The organism is Thalassospira sp. UBA4513 (assembly GCF_002388495.1).
Lineage (GTDB): Bacteria > Pseudomonadota > Alphaproteobacteria > Rhodospirillales > Thalassospiraceae > Thalassospira > Thalassospira tepidiphila.
Genome location: NZ_DGMR01000032.1, coordinates 108,787 through 125,170 on the forward strand (window position 1 = coordinate 108,787; position 16,384 = coordinate 125,170).

The window sequence follows — 16,384 nt, forward strand, 5'->3', positions numbered from 1 at the left end:
AAGACCTGCTTACATGCGAATTTTACTTAGTATTTTCGGCTTTCTGTTCTTGATGGCGGTTGCGGGCGGCGCCGGTATGCTGGCGATCTTCTGGCACTTTGGCCAAGGACTGCCCGATTACACCCAGCTTGAAAATTACGAGCCCGAGGTCATGACACGTGTTCATGCATCCGACGGTGCGCTGATTGCCGAATATGCGCGTGAAAAGCGTGTTTTTGTGCCGATTTCGGCCATCCCGCCCAAGGTGGTTGATGCCTTTGTCGCGGCCGAGGACAAAAACTTCTTCTCCCACCCGGGGATCGATTTTGCCTCTGTCTTGCGTGCAGCTGTGACCAACGTGGTTAATATGGGCACGGGTAAACGCCCGGTCGGTGCATCTACCATTACCCAGCAGGTCGCCAAGAACTTCCTTTTGACCAACGAAGTTTCCTATGAGCGCAAGATCAAGGAAGCCATTCTGTCCTTCCGGATCGAGCGCGCCTTCTCCAAGGAACACATCCTCGAACTTTATCTGAACGAGATTTACCTTGGCAGTGGCAGCTATGGCGTCGCCGCCGCAGCCTTGCGTTACTTCGACAAGTCACTTGATGAACTTAATATCGAAGAAGCTGCCTATCTTGCAGCCCTGCCAAAGGCGCCTTCGAACTATCACCCGGTCCGTAACCACGACGAAGCCAAGGCGCGTCGTAACTGGGTAATCGGCCGGATGCTGGAAGAAAATTACATCACCGAGGCCGAAGCACAGGCGGCATGGTCGGCCCCGCTTCAGGGCAAAAGCCGTGAATCGGTTGATACCTATCAGGCTGATTTCTTTGCCGAGGAAGTCCGTCGCCAGCTTGTTGATCGTTACGGCGAGGGCATGCTGTATGACGGTGGCCTTTCGGTACGTTCGACCGTGGTCCCGCGTTTGCAGGATATCGCCGACAAGGCGCTGTTTGACGGCTTGGTCGAATATGATCGCCGTCACGGCTGGCGCGGCCCGATCACCAACATTGATCTGTCGGGCAACTGGCAGCAGGCCTTGCGCGAAGTTGAAACGCCCGCCGATATCCCGTGGGATCGTGCGGTTGTTCTTGATACCGACGCCAACGAGGCAAAACTGGGCCTGATGAATGGCGAGCAGGGCCGCATTCCGCTGCGCTTCCTGACATGGGCGCGCCCGTGGCAAAAGGGCCAGACATTGGGTGCGGTCGTTAACCGCCCGTCAGATGTCCTGAAACCCGGCGACGTCATTTACGTCAAACATTTCGCCGAACTTGATGGCGAAAAACTGCCGCCCAATACCTATGGCCTGCGTCAGATCCCGAACGTCAATGGTGGTTTGGTGGCGATGGATCCGCATACCGGCCGCGTACTGGCGATGTCGGGTGGTTTTTCGCATGATCTGTCGAAATTCAACCGCGCGACACAGGCCCGCCGTCAGCCGGGTTCGGCCTTCAAGCCGTTTATTTATCTGGCTGCCCTGGACCAGGGCTTTACCCCGTCCACACTGGTGCTTGATGCGCCGTTTGTGATTGATCAGGGGCCGGGGCTTGGAAAATGGAAACCGGGCAACTATAGCGGCCAGTTCTATGGTCCTTCGACCATGCGCCTTGGTATCGAAAAATCGCGAAACCTGATGACGGTGCGTCTGGCACAGACCATCGGCATGCCGACGGTTGTCGATTATGCCGAACGGTTTGGCATTGTTGATGAAATGCCAGATGTCCTGTCGATGTCGCTTGGCGCGGCTGAAACGACGGTGATGCGTTTGACCGCGGCCTATGCAGAACTGGTCAATGGTGGCAAGAAAATCACCCCGACCCTGATCGACCGTATTCAGGATCGTCGCGGCAATGTGATTTATCGTCGTGACGAACGCGAATGCACCCTGTGTCAGGACGTGGAATTCCGCAATCAGATGCCGCCTGATTTGCCTGATACCCGTGAACAACTGACCGATCCGGCCAGTGCGTTCCAGATGGTTCACATTATGGAAGGCGTCATTTCACGCGGTACCGGCCGGACAATCGCCGAGCTTGGTTATCCGCTGGCCGGTAAAACCGGCACGACCAATGATTCGCGTGATGCATGGTTTGTCGGCTTCTCGCCGGATTTGGCCGTGGGCGTTTATGTCGGCTTTGATGACAACCGATCCCTTGGTGACAAGGAGCAGGGCGCAAGTGCCGCAGCCCCGATCTGGAAGGAGTTCATGCGCGGTGCGCTTGAAGGCACCAAAGCCATTCCGTTCCGTACACCGCCGGGCATTCGCATGGTCCGTGTTGAATCGCGTACCGGCCTTCCGGCTGGCCCGGGTGCTCAGGATGTGATCTGGGAGGCCTTTAAACCCGGCACCATCCCGGCATCAAACGACAACGTGATTGATGGCGGTTATAGCGGATCCGGAAATTCGGATAACAGTGCAGGCGCTGTGTCCGGGCCGGGTGGCATTTACTAGGCCGTATTTCGCGGACCTTTGAGTTCGTCCGAAAAAGACATTAACCCGGCACAAATTCTGTGTCGGGTTTTTGCATGGTTGCAGGGGTTTCAAGCCGGACAAAAACTGTTATAAGCCACGCCGACATTGCTACATCTTTGATGTGGCAAAACAGATTTTCAGACGAATAACGGAGACATCAATGCGCGCCGAAGCACAGGCATTGGTCGATGAAATCAAGCAGTCGATGGCACTGCTGAGGAGGCATCTTTGACTGGGATAACGCTCTTAGACGCCTCGACGAACTGAACGCACTTGCCGAAGACCCGACCCTTTGGGACGATGCGGCAAACGCGCAGAAAGTCATGCGTGAACGTACCCAGCTTGATGACGCCATCAATGGTTATAAAAAGCTCGCCCAGGAGCTTGAAGACAGTGTTGGTCTGATCGAACTCGGCGAAGCCGAAGGAGACAACGAAACCGTTGAAGAGGCCGAAGAGGTTCTGCGCTCGATCCGCGACATCGCGGCAAAGCGTGAACTTGAAAGCCTGCTTTCTGGCGAAGCTGATGGAAATGACGCCTATCTTGAAATTCATGCCGGTGCTGGCGGGACCGAGGCCCAGGATTGGGCATCGATGCTGGCGCGCATGTATTATCGTTGGGCGGAGTCCAAAGGCTACAAGCTTGAGATGCTTGAAGAAAGTGATGGTGAGGAAGCCGGTATCAAATCGGTGACCTACAAGATCACCGGCCATAATGCCTATGGCTGGCTCAAGAACGAGGTAGGTGTGCATCGTCTGGTGCGTATTTCGCCCTATGACAGTTCGGCACGTCGCCATACCAGCTTCTCGTCGGTTTGGGTTTATCCGGTGATTGACGACGATATCGAAATTGAAATCCTTGATAAGGATCTTCGTGTCGATACCTATCGCGCATCGGGTGCCGGTGGTCAGCACGTTAACAGAACCGATTCTGCTGTGCGTATCACCCATATCCCGACCGGCATCGTTGCCCAGTGTCAGAACGACCGTTCGCAGCACAAAAACCGCGATACGGCGATGAAGATGCTGAAAGCCCGCCTGTATGAGGCAGAGCTGCAAAAACGCGAAGCCGAGGCACAGGCTGTCGAAGACAGCAAAACCGATATCGGTTGGGGCCATCAGATCAGATCGTACGTCCTGCAGCCTTATCAGATGATCAAGGACCTGCGCACGGGTACGGAAACGTCTGATACCCAGGGCGTTCTGAACGGCGATCTTGATGCCTTCATGGCCGCGGCCCTTGCTGCCAAGGTCACAGGGTCGGCCGGGGAAATCGAAGATATCGACTGATCGGCTATCCTGAACCACCTGCATTTGAAAACACCCCGTCCGGATCTGGCGGGGTGTTTTTTGTTTTGCGATGGTCAAACCGGCAGAAAATCGCAAATCGAGCGCAAATATCCCATTTCTGTCACAGAATTGCCGGATAGCTCTGCAACAGTGTGGTCAAGCGCGATCTGTCGCATACAACAAAACACCCGGGTAATACGGGACACGGGCAGGTCGTGCGGAGCAAACATCCATACTCTCACGGGAAGATCCAAATGGCCCATCAGTCCCATGGTCCGGTCGCGGTCGGCGACCAGTTCAAACTCGCTACACCCAACGGTCCGATTTTCGAAGTCATCAAAATCCGCGAAATGGCCCCGGTTGATCATGCGCTGATCACCAAGGTACGGGATCAGAAATCCCCGACGCTGATTGCGATCACCACCTTGCTTGATCGTGATTTCTATATTCCGGTTCCGCCGGAAAGGCGCCAGATGCCTGATAATGACGGCATATTGCGCGGTCTTTGATTGTAAAGCGTATCGATAGGCTGTTTAGCGCCTGTTGATATGAAAAACAGGTTGGCTTGGCGGCCCGGACGCGATGAAATAGCAGCATGTAAAATCACCGCCATCCGGGACCGCCAACATGACCGATACCAACGCTGATCAGAATATCCTCGCCCGCCTGTTTTCCGTGCTAGAGGACGACATTCTGCCCAAAACCCGTGCCGGCGTATCGGGCGGCAACAAGCTGTTTGGTGCGGCGATCCTGCGCAAGGATGACCTTTCGCTGGTCATTGCCGAAACCAACAATGAAACCGAAAATCCGCTCTGGCATGGCGAGGTCCATTGCCTGAAGCGGTTCTATGAAATGCCCTCTGATCAGCGCCCGGCAACGTCGGAGCTGATTTTTCTTTCGACGCATGAGCCGTGCTCCATGTGCCTGTCGGCTATCACCTGGGCCGGGTTTGATAATTTCTATTATTTCTTCTCGTATGAAGATTCGCGTGATGCCTTTGCCATTCCCCATGATCTGAAAATCATGAAGGAGGTCTTCACCCTTGAGGACGGCGAATACAACAAATCCAATGCCTTCTGGGATAGCCATTCCATGATGGGCATGGTTGCCGATCTGCCCGGCGATCAGAAGGCCGCCTATCTGACACGCGCCAAGGCAATTTCGGATGAATATGACCGATTGTCGGCCCAATATCAGGACAGCAAATCTGATAACGACATCCCGCTGAACTAAGCCCGACGCAAAGCTTTAAACGCACGAAAAACGCGCCCCACCTTCAAGCGGGGCGCGTTTTGGCGTTTCCGGGCAGTTTGATCAGGCGGCGCGAACCGTTGCGATGAAACTGTCGACTTCTTTGCCAAGGCGGGCGGCCGATTTTGAAAGCTCTTGCGCGCTGGCCAGGACCTGGGTCGCGGAATGGCTTCCTTCATTTGCGGCCTTGGTGACATCGCCAATCGCATTGGTCACTTCCTGTGTGCCGTTGGCCGCCAGTGCAATGTTATGGCTAATCTCGTTCGTGGCGGCGTCCTGCTGTTCAACTGCTGCCGAAATCACGGTCGAGCTTTGCTTGTTGTTTTCGATGACATCGCTGATTTCATCAACCGCGGTGACCATTGTGTTGGTAATGCCCTGTACCTTTTCGATCTGGGCGGTGATGTTTTCGGTCGCACGCGCCGTCTGGTTGGCCAGATTTTTGACTTCCTGTGCGACAACGACAAACCCCTTGCCGGCATCCCCTGCACGTGCTGCCTCAATGGTGGCGTTCAGAGCCAGCAGATTGGTTTGTTCCGCAATGTCCTGAATCAGTTCCACCACGCTGGAAATTTCGCGTACAGCACCTGCAAGCCCGTTTGCCGTTTCGCGGGTCGAGCTTGCCGTTTCTGTGGCCCGAGTGGTTATGTTGGTTGCGTTCTGGACCTGCGCGCTGATTTCGCGAATGGATGCGGCCATCTCTTCGCAGGCAGATGCCACCGTTTCGACATTGGTACTGGCAAGGCCAGACGCATTTGAAACAGATGTTGCCTGTGCATTGGTCTGTTCCATGATCGCGGTAAGGCCTTGGGCGGTTGCCTCAAGTTCGGTTGCCGCCGACGCCACAACTTTGACAATCGTGCCGACATTGTCCTGAAACGCATCGGCCAACTTGTTCATTTGTTCGCGCTTTTCTGCCGCGGCCTGCACCTTGGCTTGCTCGGCTTCGGCCTCAAGTTCCTTGGCGCGGATCATGTTCTTTTTAAAGACTTCGGTTGCCTTGGCGATGTCGCCAATCTCATCGGGACGATCTGTACCAAAGACTTTGGTATCAAGCTTGCCATCGGCAAGGGTGCCAAGGTTGCCGACAATTTTTTTGATCGGTTGGGTCACTGAACGGGCAAAGAGGATACTCGCCCCGATGCCAAGCACTGCCACAAGGCCGACAATCACCGCCGCAATCATCAGGGCACGATAAACCGGGGAAAATGCCTCGGCAGTGTCAATCTCGCCCAGAACAATCCAGTCGACGCCATTGAACTGGATCGGCGTATAAACTGAAATGACCGGGACGCCGCGGTAATCAACAATTTCGTGAATGCCGCTATTGCCCGCCAATGCATCGCGGGTTGCATCCTCGTTCACACGGTTTTTAAGGATCGTGCTTTCTTCGGAAAACCGGGAGTCACTTCGCATCAACCCGTCTTCACCAACGATATAGGTTTCACCACTTTCGCCCATACCAACCGATGCATTCATGATGCTGTTGATGCGTGAAATCGGCATCTGGAAGGCAATCACACCAAGTAATTCGCCTGCTTCAGACCGGACTTGATGGGCGATGAAACTGGCCGGGGCATCGGCACTGGGTGCATAGGGGCTGAAATCGGTAAAGGCGATGTCCTTGGGGGAGTTCAGCGCCAATGTATCGCGAAATACCCGGCCCAGATCGGTCTCCGCCCATTCGCCTGTTTTGAGGTTGGTGGCAAAGTCCGCTTCCTTGAAGACAGAATAGACAAGCTCCCCATCGGCGCGGATCAGGAAGATGTCGTAATAGCCTTTGAGTTCAAGAAACTCGCGAAAATGCGGGTGATAGGTCCGGTGGGCCTGGCTCCAGTCCGATCCATCCCCGGCATCGGTCAGCAGATGCTTTTCGCCAAGCGGGTAGCTGTTCTCGGTGATGTAAAGATTTTGCAGGGTGGCCATCGGATTGCCATCCAGCTGTTCCCAGCTTCGGGAAAAAGCGTTTAGCGCATCGCGGGTAAAGCCACTGTCAGCCTCGATGATCAGGTCTTCTTCAATCGATGTCAGGTAGGACTGGATCGACTCTTTGCGCGCATCCGTAAGCGCCAGAAGCTTGTTCTGCACCTCGGTTTTCTGGGTCACCCAAAGTTCAAAGGATAAAATTCCGCCAGCGCTCAGCGCTGTCAGCAGGATCAGGCCTGCAATGATCGTCGGTAGCTTCACCGAAATACGTTTCATGACATTTCCTCTCGCATTGCCGTTGCCCTGTTCCAGAGTTCTGGTCGGCTTGCACCCATGGTTTAAAAGCAACAAAATGTGCCGCGGGTTTCTTTATTCGCTTTTTTGACGACGCGAAAACATCCCCATTTAGGGACAATACTTGCTTCTTGAGTATTTAATCATTAAACGCAAAAGTTGAAATGTGATTAATTATATTCTCAAAAAAGTTTTAAAACGTCTGAGTCCGAATCTGGCGAGTTTTATCGTGCGGTTCTGCTAAACTGCGCGGCATGGAACAGCTCAATAACGATATTTGCTATCAGGCACTCAAAACCCGCGACCGTCGGTTTGACGGGCGGTTTTATACCGCTGTGCGGACGACCGGGATTTTCTGTCGCCCGATTTGCCCGGCGGTCACGCCCAAGCGCGACAATGTGGAATTCTATCCCAGTGCCGAGGCCGCAATTGCGCATGGTTTTCGCCCATGCCTGCGCTGCCGCCCCGAAGCCGCCCCGGGCAGCCCGGCAAGTACCGGTGTGCATGCCACGGTCGTCCGTGCGGTACGTCTGATTGATCAGGGCGTGCTTGAAAATGGCTCGATCACTGATCTGGCCGACCGGCTTGGTGTCGGGGACCGGCATTTGCGGCGTATTTTCAAGGAACACACCGGTGTCACGCCGCAAGAACACGCCAAGGCACGCCGTCTGTTGCGGGCACGGCAGTTGATTGTCGATAGCAACCTGACCATGACCGAAATCGCCGACATTGCTGGCTTCGGGAGTTTGCGTCGCTTTAACGATGCGATGAAACAGGCCTATGGGCAGGCCCCAACAGCCTTTCGCCGCGGTGTCGAAACTGTGAGCCCGGAAAAACTGGGCTCGGATGATCCGTTTGCTGCGCGCAATGATGATTTGATTTTACGTCTGCGTGCCCGACAACCCTTTGATGCCGAATATCTTCTGAGCTTTTTCCGCGCACGTGCCATTCCGGGCTTGGAAACCGTCCGTGAACGCACCTATGCGCGCGGTTTCAAAATTGATGGCAAGCTCGGCTTGATGATCTGTCATTTCAGCGCCGACCAAGCCGGCGTGGATGTCATCCTCCGTGGTCCGGCCCGGGAGGCGGTGCTTGAAATCGGTGCAAGGGTGCGCAGACTTTTTGATCTTGATGCCGATGTGCCGTCCATCACAGCACAGTTTTCCGACGATGCCTTGCTGGCGCCGTTGGTGCAAAAACGACCCGGTCTGCGCGTGCCTGGATGCTGGGATCGGTTTGAACTCGCCCTTCGGGCCGTTTTGGGCCAACAGGTTTCGGTCGCGGCGGCACGTACCTTGGCCTGGCGACTTGTGGCCCGGTTTGGCGATGTCTTGCCCGATGATCTGATCACTGGGACGGGGATCACGCATGTCTTCCCGTCACCCCAAAGTCTGATCGGGCAGGAACTGATCCCGATTGGTTTGACCACGCGCCGGGCTCAGACCCTTGCCGACGTGATTGATCTGTTTGCCAGACCGGATTGTGATCAGATGTCAGGGCATGAGCTGATTGCCGCCATGACCGCGATCAAGGGCATTGGCCCCTGGACATTGAACTATTTTGGCCTGCGCGGGCTTGGTGACCCGGATGCCTTCCCGGCGGCCGATCTTGGCATCCTGAAGGCATCTGGCATGGGCGGTGGGCCGGACAAGGCCAAGGCACTGGAAAGCATTTCGGAAAACTGGCGGCCATGGCGGGCATATGCCGCGCAATATCTTTGGTCCGCATTGGAAGGAGAATGACGATGTCCACCCAAATCAACGTCGTGCGTTATGCCAGCCCGATCGGGAAACTCTCGCTCGCCTCGATTGATGGCGAACTGGTGCATCTTGATTTCGAAGACAACGATGATCGCCTTAAAACCATTCAGACACGACGGTTCAAGAACCTTGAATGGAAAGAGGGCGGCGCGGTACCAGCACCGATCACTGACTGGCTGGATGGCTATTTCTCCGGATCCGTCGGCGTGCTGCCGATGGATGCGATCAACATGGTCGGGACGGCGTTTCAGAAATCGGTTTGGGATGCCTTGGTCAATATCCCGAGTGGAAAAAGCGTTTCATACGCCGGGCTGGCAGATCAGCTTGGCAACCCCAAGGCTGTTCGGGCGGTGGCACGTGCCAATGCGTTGAACCCAATATCGATCATTGTGCCGTGCCATCGGGTGATCGGATCGAACGGCACATTGACCGGCTATGCCGGTGGGCTTGTGCGCAAGAAATGGCTGCTCGATCATGAGGCCGCGATGCGGGCCAAAGCGGCCTGAACCCAAAAGAAAAGGCTGCCGAATGGCAGCCTTTTTGCAGTCGAAATAGTGCCTTAGTCGATCAGATCGACATAACAATACGGCCATCGATCTTGCCATCGCGCATGCGGTCAAAGATCGAGTTGATGTTTTCCATCGGCTCGGTCGTGAAGTGGGAATGCACCTTACCGTCACCGGCGAAATCAAGGGCTTCCTGAAGGTCGGCACGGGTGCCGACAATCGATCCACGGATGGTCTTGCGTGACAGGACCGTATCGAAAATATCAAGCTCGAACGTTCCGGGCGGCAGGCCGCACAGTGCCATAGTCCCACCACGGCCCAGCATGCCTACACCCTGTTTGAAGGCAGCGCGCGAAACGGCGGTGACAAGCACGCCATTGGCACCGCCCATCTGTTTCTGAACTTCGGAAACAACGTCTGTTTCGGCCGCGTTCATCGTCCAGTCCGCACCAAGGTCTTTGGCGAGTTGAAGTTTCTCGTCGGCAATGTCAACGGCGATAACTTTCATGCCCATCGCCTTGGCGTATTGAACCGCCATATGGCCAAGCCCGCCGACGCCGGAAATCACCACGGTCTCGCCGGGCTTGCATTCGGTTTCCTTAAGCCCCTTATAGACCGTGACACCAGCGCACAGCACCGGGGCTGCATTGCCAAATTCAAGCGGATCGGGCAGGTGGCCAACATAGTTCGGGTCGGCCAGGACATATTCGGCAAAGCCGCCATTCACCGAATAGCCGGTATTGAGCTGTTCGCCGCAAAGTGTTTCCCAACCCGTAACGCAGTGATGGCAATGCCCGCAGGCGGAATGCAGCCACGGGACACCAACACGGTCGCCTTCCTTGACGGATGTCACGCCTTCGCCAACTTCGGCAACGATGCCGACACCCTCGTGGCCCGGAATAAAGGGCGGGTTCGGTTTGACCGGCCAGTCGCCTTCGGCCGCGTGAAGGTCGGTATGGCAGACACCGGACGCTTCGATCTTGACCAGGATTTTCCCCGGCGTGACCTTGGGTACGGTGACTTCTTCAATCGACAGCGGCTTGCCAAACGCCCGAACGACGGCGGCTTTCATGGTGGAGGGCATGGTGACATCTCCTTGCTGATGATACGGAAAAGAACGTCTTTTCTTCAAATATCGCGAAGGGGAGTGTCGTTGATTTCAGATTGCACCACCATGAGGTGTATCAATTTTTTGATGAATTCTTATCAGGCGCGCAAAAGCCTTATGCGCTATCACCGTCAATGTCAGGTAGTTCAAGGACATAGTCCTGATAATAGTCCGGCGGCATGCCGGCTTCATAGCGCGCTTCGTCATTAAACGGTGGTTTGAGCGGTCCGCGGAAATGCTTGCGCAGCATATCATGCCATGTGGTGTAGTAGGGCAGGTCGCGCTGATCACAGACATATTCGTAATATTTTCGGCCCGCGGCGACATGGGCGATTTCGTCATGTGCAATGATTTTAAGGATGCGGGCACTTTCCGTATCCCCATGCGCCAGAAGCCGTTCAATGGTCGGCGGCGTGGCATCAAGGCCGCGTGCCTCAAACACCATCGGCACGACCGCCAGACGCGGCAGAATGTCATAGGCCGTATCCATCGATGTCTGCCAAAGCCCGTCGTGTGCGGGAAGGTCACCATATGCCGCGCCCAGTTCCCCAAGGCGTTTGTTGATCATTTTGAAATGGCGCGCTTCGTCATCGGCGACCTGAACCCAGGCATCGTGAAAATCACGCGGCATGTCTGCCTCGGGAAAGCGCACACACAAATCCCATGCGAGATCGATGGCATTGAGTTCGATGTGGGCCAGCGCATGCAGAAGGCCAATACGTCCCTGAACGCTGCCTTTTTTGCGCTTGGGCATCTTGTTGGGCGGCAGCAATTCCGGCTTTGCCGGACGACCGGGACGATCGGGCAGATCAGTTGAGCCCACTTCACTGATCTCGCCATTGCGCCACATCGCTGCCATTTCGGCAGTGACATCGGCCTTCTCTGTGGCGTCTTCTGTCAGAAGGGCACGTTTGGCAGCATCAGCAAGGGTCAGTTTGGTCATGATCGTCCGGGTATGGGGTTTGGGTTCAGTTGCGCTTTGTCTGCCACTTGGTGGCCATAGGGTCAATTGGCAAACAAAAAGGGCGGCCCACCATCAAGGTTCGGACCGCCCTTTGAAATCGTTTGGCGCTTGCGCAATCAGGTAATGTTAAAGCGCGCCAGTGCCTCTGCCAGATCCTCGCCAAAGGCATTGCCCTTGCGGATGATCGCGGTCCGGCACGGCAAATCCTGAAGCGACGGATGGTTCGGTGCATCCGAGGTCAGAACTGCGGTCGGAATGCCGCGTGTTTTCGGCATCGCCTGCAGGGCATTGGCCAGATCAACACCGGTCAATTCATCAATGGTCTTGGCGACAATGATGAAATCCGGGCGGGTGCGCACGGCAAGTTCGATCGCCTCGAATGATGTTTGTGTGACCGAACTGCGATAACCACAAGCGGCTAGTTCGCGTTCCAGAATGGTTGCCAGGGAGCGTTGCGGAATGACCAGCAAGGCTTCGACATTGGCCTGTTTCAGCCATGCTGGGTCAATATCAGGGGTCCGTTTGGACGGCAGTTCGCGCACGAATTCGGCGGTGTCGGTCCCGCCAGCCGTCATGTCACCATCAAGCAGGGACTGGATCTTGTCGACGAAGGCCTGGATATCTTCAATTGCGCCTTCGTTCAGTTCCTTGCAGGTCGTGACGTAATCCGCAAGACGATGGCTGGTCAGGTTGATCAGCGGCGCTGATACTGACTTGCCCTTGTATCGCAGATTGAATATTTCGCGCTGGATGGCGGTCAGATGGGCGGGATCTTTTTTGCCGCGTGCGTTTTGCAGATGAACGTCAATCGAATTGATGATGTCATGTGCTTCGTCGCGAAAATCCGCCAGCATTTGATCGTCGAGATCAACAACATTGTTATTCATTTGATTACCCGCTTTGCCGGCATGCCGGTGAGTTTTCATCGAACAGGCGAGAATTAGACCTCACCCATCACTCCCATATCCGAATTGTTAGCCCGACAAACAAGGGATGGCAACAAAATCAGCAAAACGCAATACGGCCAGCCGTCTGAAAGAAAACGATTTTACCGCCAAAAAAACAAAGGCCCGGCAACTGATCGCCGGGCCTTGATACGGGAAAAATCTAAATTCAAAGGGCTTTGACAGCCTCAAGAACCTCGGCAACGTGGCCTTTGACCTTTACCTTGCGCCAGGCATTGCGAATGACACCGTTGCCATCAATGACAAAGGTCGACCGCTCGATACCCATGAATTTTTTGCCATACATGCTTTTTTCTTTCCAGACACCGTAATCCTCGCACGTAGTGCCGTTCTCGTCGGAGGCGAGAATGAAGTTCAGGTCATGCTTGGCCTTGAATTTGTCGTGCCGGTCCGCACTGTCCTTGGAAATGCCGATGATCTGCGCATTCACAGCGCTGAAATCGGGTTCGGCATCGCGGAATTCGCAGGACTCGGTCGTGCAACCGGGCGTCATGTCCTTGGGATAGAAATAGATCACCACCGGTTTGCCTGCCAGATCCGACAGTTTCACGCTGCCATTGCCATCGGTTGGCAATTCGAAATCCGGGGCCTTGTCACCAACATCAACTGTCATGGTCTATCCTTTAATCTTTTGGGACCGCATAGCGGCATGTTGCAACCGTGAAAATACAAAGCCTTATAAGGATGGCAAGGGGGCTTGGATCATTGCGGTGCATCTGTTGGCGCAATCTTTTCCGCGGGGGCTGCAACCACGCGATCATAGATCTCCTTGATGCGGGTTGCCGTCATTTCCATTTTGTCCTGAAGGCTTGCGAAATCATCACATTTTCCGGCATTTGCCAGCATTTTTTGCAAATCCTCGCTGGCTTTTTCCGGATCAAACGGGCCCTCTGTCGTCAGGCGTAACATCGCCTGCAACGCCAGCCAGAACGATGCGGAATTGGCCAGAAACTCGGCCTCTTCGTCATCAAGGATCCCCACCGTCGCCAGATTTTTGAAAACCTCGCGGGTTGTCGGTGACAGGACCTCCGGGTGGTCATGGGCATGGCGCAGTTGTAGATATTGCGCAATGAATTCCAGATCGACCAAACCGCCGCGGCGCATCTTGATCGCCCATGGGTGGTTGTCGCCTTTGCCGGCCTCCATGCGGTTGCGCATATCATAGACTTCGCGCACCAGTTTGTCCGGATCGCGTTGCTTGCACAGCACGTCATTGGTCGTGGCCAATACCTTGTCACACAGTGCCTTTGGGCCATAAACCGCACGCAATCGCGTTAGCGCCATGTGCTCCCACGTCCAGGCTTCGTTGTTTTGATAAGTCTCGAAACTTTTGAAATGGGTGGCAAGCGGCCCTTTGGATCCGCTGGGGCGCAGGCGAAGATCGGTTTCAAACAGAACCCCTTCGGCGGTCGGGGCCGACAGGGCGTTGATATAACGCTGGCTTAGCCGGATGAAATAGTGGCCCGGCGACAATGGTTTTTCGCCGTCTGATTCTTCGGCATCTTCGGGCACCTCATAGATAAACACCATATCAAGGTCGGACCCGGGTGAAAGTTCCTGCCCGCCATGCTTGCCCAATGCAAACACCGCAAGCCCGCCATCTGCAAACGAGCCATGTTTGGCAGCAAAATCGTCGGCAATTCGCGGGAACAGTGCGCGAATGGCAACGTCGGCAACATCGGCCAATGCACGGCCTGCTTCGTGCGGGGTGTGACGGTTCTGGATGGTTTGCACATCAATCTGGAACTTCTGGTCATTGGCCCATCGCCGCGCGGCATCAAGCCAGTCTTCAACCATGTCTTCGCGCGACAGGCGGGCATCAAGCTCCGCCAGCATCGCATCCGCATCAGGCAGTTCTTCGTGGAAGCCCGACATCAATACGTAATCAAGCACCGCGGCATTACGCCCGATATATTTCGCCATGCGCGGCGCGGTCCCGGCAATCTGGGCCAGCAGTTCAAGCAACTGCGGATGGGCGGTGAACAGCGAAAACAACTGCACGCCGGCCGGCAGACCTTTGAGGAAGTCGTCAAAGGCACGAAATGCCATGTCCGGGTTGGTTGTTTTACCAAGTGCTGCCAAAAGGGTCGGCATCAGTTCGGTCAGGATTTCACGCGCCCGGCGTGATCGGGTTGCCCGGTAACGGCCATGATGCCAGCCCCGCACCGTGACCGATACGTTTTCGGCATTTTCAAAGCCCATCTCGCGCAGATTGACCAGGGTTTCCGGATCGTCTTCGGTGCCCGTGAAGACAAGGTTGCCACTGGCACCGGCAAGGGTCGTGTCGTCTTCAAACAGTTCGGCATAATTGTTTTCGACATTGCGCAGATGAAGCAGCAAATCCGCCTTGAAGGCATCAAGCGTCTCATAGCCAAGGAAGGTCGCCAGTGCCAATAATCCCTGATCGGTATCGGGCAGAGTTTGGGTTTGCTGATCATTGATCATTTGCAGCCGGTGTTCGACCGTGCGCAGGAAATCATAGGCGGCCAGCATTTCGTCGCGCACTTCCTCGGACACCTGGCCGAACTTGGTCAGGGTGCGCAAGGTGTCGCAGGTTGCCTTGCCACGCAGCGCAATTTCACGACCGCCCCAAATCAGTTGCTGGGTCTGGGCAAAAAATTCGATCTCGCGGATGCCGCCACGACCAAGCTTGATATTGTGACCGGGGATATTGATCTTGCTGCCGCCCTTGTGGGCATTGATTTGGCGCTTGATCGAATGAATGTCCTGAATGGCAATGAAATCAAGATGCTTGCGCCAGACAAAGGGTCGCAGGATTTCAAGGAATTCATTGCCCGAAACGCGGTCGCCACCAACAATGCGGGCCTTGATCATGGCCGCACGTTCCCAGTTCTGGCCGACGGTTTCATAGTATGTTTCAGCCGCAATCATCGAAAGAATTGGCGGGGTTGATGCCGGGTCCGGACGCAGGCGCAAATCAGTGCGGAAAACATATCCGTCGCCGGTGCGTTCTTCCATGATCCGGGTGATGTCGCGCACCATCCGCACCAGATCCTGATGAATGCGATCAGGGTCGATATAGGTCACCACATCCTGATCATAGAGGAAGATCAGGTCGATATCCGATGAATAATTCAGTTCCCCGGCACCGAGTTTCCCCATGCCAATGGCAAAGATCCCGGATCCCTCAAGCGGATTTTCCGGGTTGGGCAGGTCATATTTACGCAGCCGCGCCATGGCGGACAGGCAATGTGCCATGGTGAAATCAAGGGTGTACTCGGCCGTTTTGCTGATCGCCGATGTGACCTGATCAAGTTTCCAGGCCTTGCAGATATCGGCAATCGCGATCACCAGCGCCGCGCGGCGTTTGGCGTGACGGACAGTCGCCATGGTGGTCGTCTGATCAAGATCGCGTGCATTCGCACTGACTTTCACGGGCTCAAGCGCGTTGGCAAATGCCTGATCAAGGCCGCTGTCAAACACGTCACAGACCGTATCGGGATCACGCAGGCAAAGATTGGTCAGATAGGGGCTGTTACCAAAAAGTGCTTCAAGAACCGCACGTTTTTGGGGATTGGACGCAATCTCGCCAATTTTGTCTGACAGGCTTTCAAACGCTGGTCGACCCGCCAATGTGTTCCAGCGTTCGAGCGCATTGGTCACACGGTCGGCGTCAAAGGCTTTGGGCAGGTCCTGTGAAATCCAGGAAAGAGACACTTTTTGCGTTCCTTGTATTGCGAAATGGTCACAAACCGCGCTATGCAAAGGATTGAGCCTGATTGCATAATCTCTGCAAGGAGTAGGACGTCCTGATCAACAGGATGACTTATATGTTTCTAGCTTTTCTGTGATCGGACAAAAAGGGGTATAGATCAATAACTGTCTGGTATTTTAGGATCCAA

General features: G+C 55.1%; 12 protein-coding genes. 6 read left to right on the forward strand and 6 right to left on the reverse strand.

Annotation, left to right across the window (positions count from 1 at the left end; translation table 11 throughout):
• Positions 1-13: 13 nt before the first annotated feature.
• The 4 genes from B2T33_RS13285 to B2T33_RS13300 all read left to right on the forward strand — a co-directional run bounded on the left by B2T33_RS13285 (position 14) and on the right by B2T33_RS13300 (position 4,980).
• Positions 14-2,437 (forward strand): penicillin-binding protein 1A, encoded by a 2,424-nt coding sequence (locus tag B2T33_RS13285; protein ID WP_197147231.1) that lies wholly within the window; start codon positions 14-16, stop codon positions 2,435-2,437.
• Between the two features lie 181 nt (positions 2,438-2,618).
• A protein-coding gene (gene prfB, locus B2T33_RS13290) for a peptide chain release factor 2 (protein WP_120226253.1) occupies positions 2,619-3,747 on the forward strand; the annotation gives its coding sequence in 2 pieces (ribosomal slippage) (positions 2,619-2,687 and positions 2,689-3,747; 1,128 coding nt in all).
• A gap of 254 nt (positions 3,748-4,001) precedes the next feature.
• A complete protein-coding gene (locus tag B2T33_RS13295) occupies positions 4,002-4,256 on the forward strand; it encodes a hypothetical protein (RefSeq protein ID WP_008890625.1) in 255 nt (84 codons plus the stop codon).
• 118 nt (positions 4,257-4,374) lie between these two features.
• Positions 4,375-4,980, forward strand: coding sequence for a nucleoside deaminase (locus B2T33_RS13300; protein ID WP_197147232.1), 606 nt, complete (start codon positions 4,375-4,377; stop codon positions 4,978-4,980).
• Between the two features lie 81 nt (positions 4,981-5,061).
• Here the strand turns inward: B2T33_RS13300 and B2T33_RS13305 are convergent, their stop codons facing one another.
• On the reverse strand, positions 5,062-7,200 hold the full coding sequence (locus B2T33_RS13305; RefSeq protein ID WP_286792290.1) for a methyl-accepting chemotaxis protein: 2,139 nt from the start codon (positions 7,198-7,200) through the stop codon (positions 5,062-5,064).
• A 272-nt stretch (positions 7,201-7,472) separates the two neighbouring features.
• Here B2T33_RS13305 and B2T33_RS13310 point away from each other — a divergent pair, with 272 nt between their 5' ends.
• On the forward strand, positions 7,473-8,960 hold the full coding sequence (locus B2T33_RS13310) for a DNA-3-methyladenine glycosylase 2 family protein (protein ID WP_197147234.1): 1,488 nt from the start codon (positions 7,473-7,475) through the stop codon (positions 8,958-8,960).
• A gap of 2 nt (positions 8,961-8,962) precedes the next feature.
• Positions 8,963-9,484, forward strand: a complete 522-nt coding sequence (locus B2T33_RS13315; protein WP_286792291.1) for a methylated-DNA--[protein]-cysteine S-methyltransferase — start codon at positions 8,963-8,965, stop codon at positions 9,482-9,484.
• Positions 9,485-9,545: 61 nt separating this feature from the next.
• Here the strand turns inward: B2T33_RS13315 and adhP are convergent, their stop codons facing one another.
• The 5 genes from adhP to B2T33_RS13340 all read right to left on the reverse strand — a co-directional run bounded on the left by adhP (position 9,546) and on the right by B2T33_RS13340 (position 16,199).
• Positions 9,546-10,568: an alcohol dehydrogenase AdhP gene (gene adhP / locus B2T33_RS13320; protein ID WP_197147236.1), complete on the reverse strand. Its 1,023-nt coding sequence runs from the start codon at positions 10,566-10,568 to the stop codon at positions 9,546-9,548.
• Positions 10,569-10,707: 139 nt separating this feature from the next.
• Positions 10,708-11,535 (reverse strand): ferritin-like domain-containing protein, encoded by an 828-nt coding sequence (locus B2T33_RS13325; RefSeq protein WP_286792292.1) that lies wholly within the window; start codon positions 11,533-11,535, stop codon positions 10,708-10,710.
• Between the two features lie 137 nt (positions 11,536-11,672).
• On the reverse strand, positions 11,673-12,443 hold the full coding sequence (locus tag B2T33_RS13330) for a response regulator (RefSeq protein ID WP_008890637.1): 771 nt from the start codon (positions 12,441-12,443) through the stop codon (positions 11,673-11,675).
• Positions 12,444-12,669: 226 nt separating this feature from the next.
• On the reverse strand, positions 12,670-13,134 hold the full coding sequence (gene bcp / locus B2T33_RS13335) for a thioredoxin-dependent thiol peroxidase (RefSeq protein ID WP_063088296.1): 465 nt from the start codon (positions 13,132-13,134) through the stop codon (positions 12,670-12,672).
• Positions 13,135-13,223: 89 nt separating this feature from the next.
• Entirely contained in the window at positions 13,224-16,199 is a 2,976-nt protein-coding gene (locus tag B2T33_RS13340; RefSeq protein WP_197147238.1) for a bifunctional [glutamine synthetase] adenylyltransferase/[glutamine synthetase]-adenylyl-L-tyrosine phosphorylase, read from the reverse strand.
• Positions 16,200-16,384 lie beyond the last annotated feature (185 nt).

Bases quoted from the DNA above. Each gene is read 5' to 3' on its own strand.
- B2T33_RS13285 (WP_197147231.1), top strand. From the start codon at position 14: ATGCGAATTTTACTTAGTATTTTCGGCTTTCTGTTCTTGATGGCGGTT.
- B2T33_RS13295 (WP_008890625.1), top strand. From the start codon at position 4,002: ATGGCCCATCAGTCCCATGGTCCGGTCGCGGTCGGCGACCAGTTCAAA.
- B2T33_RS13300 (WP_197147232.1), top strand. From the start codon at position 4,375: ATGACCGATACCAACGCTGATCAGAATATCCTCGCCCGCCTGTTTTCC.
- B2T33_RS13305 (WP_286792290.1), bottom strand. From the start codon at position 7,200: ATGAAACGTATTTCGGTGAAGCTACCGACGATCATTGCAGGCCTGATC.
- B2T33_RS13310 (WP_197147234.1), top strand. From the start codon at position 7,473: ATGGAACAGCTCAATAACGATATTTGCTATCAGGCACTCAAAACCCGC.
- B2T33_RS13315 (WP_286792291.1), top strand. From the start codon at position 8,963: ATGTCCACCCAAATCAACGTCGTGCGTTATGCCAGCCCGATCGGGAAA.
- adhP (WP_197147236.1), bottom strand. From the start codon at position 10,568: ATGCCCTCCACCATGAAAGCCGCCGTCGTTCGGGCGTTTGGCAAGCCG.
- B2T33_RS13325 (WP_286792292.1), bottom strand. From the start codon at position 11,535: ATGACCAAACTGACCCTTGCTGATGCTGCCAAACGTGCCCTTCTGACA.
- B2T33_RS13330 (WP_008890637.1), bottom strand. From the start codon at position 12,443: ATGAATAACAATGTTGTTGATCTCGACGATCAAATGCTGGCGGATTTT.
- bcp (WP_063088296.1), bottom strand. From the start codon at position 13,134: ATGACAGTTGATGTTGGTGACAAGGCCCCGGATTTCGAATTGCCAACC.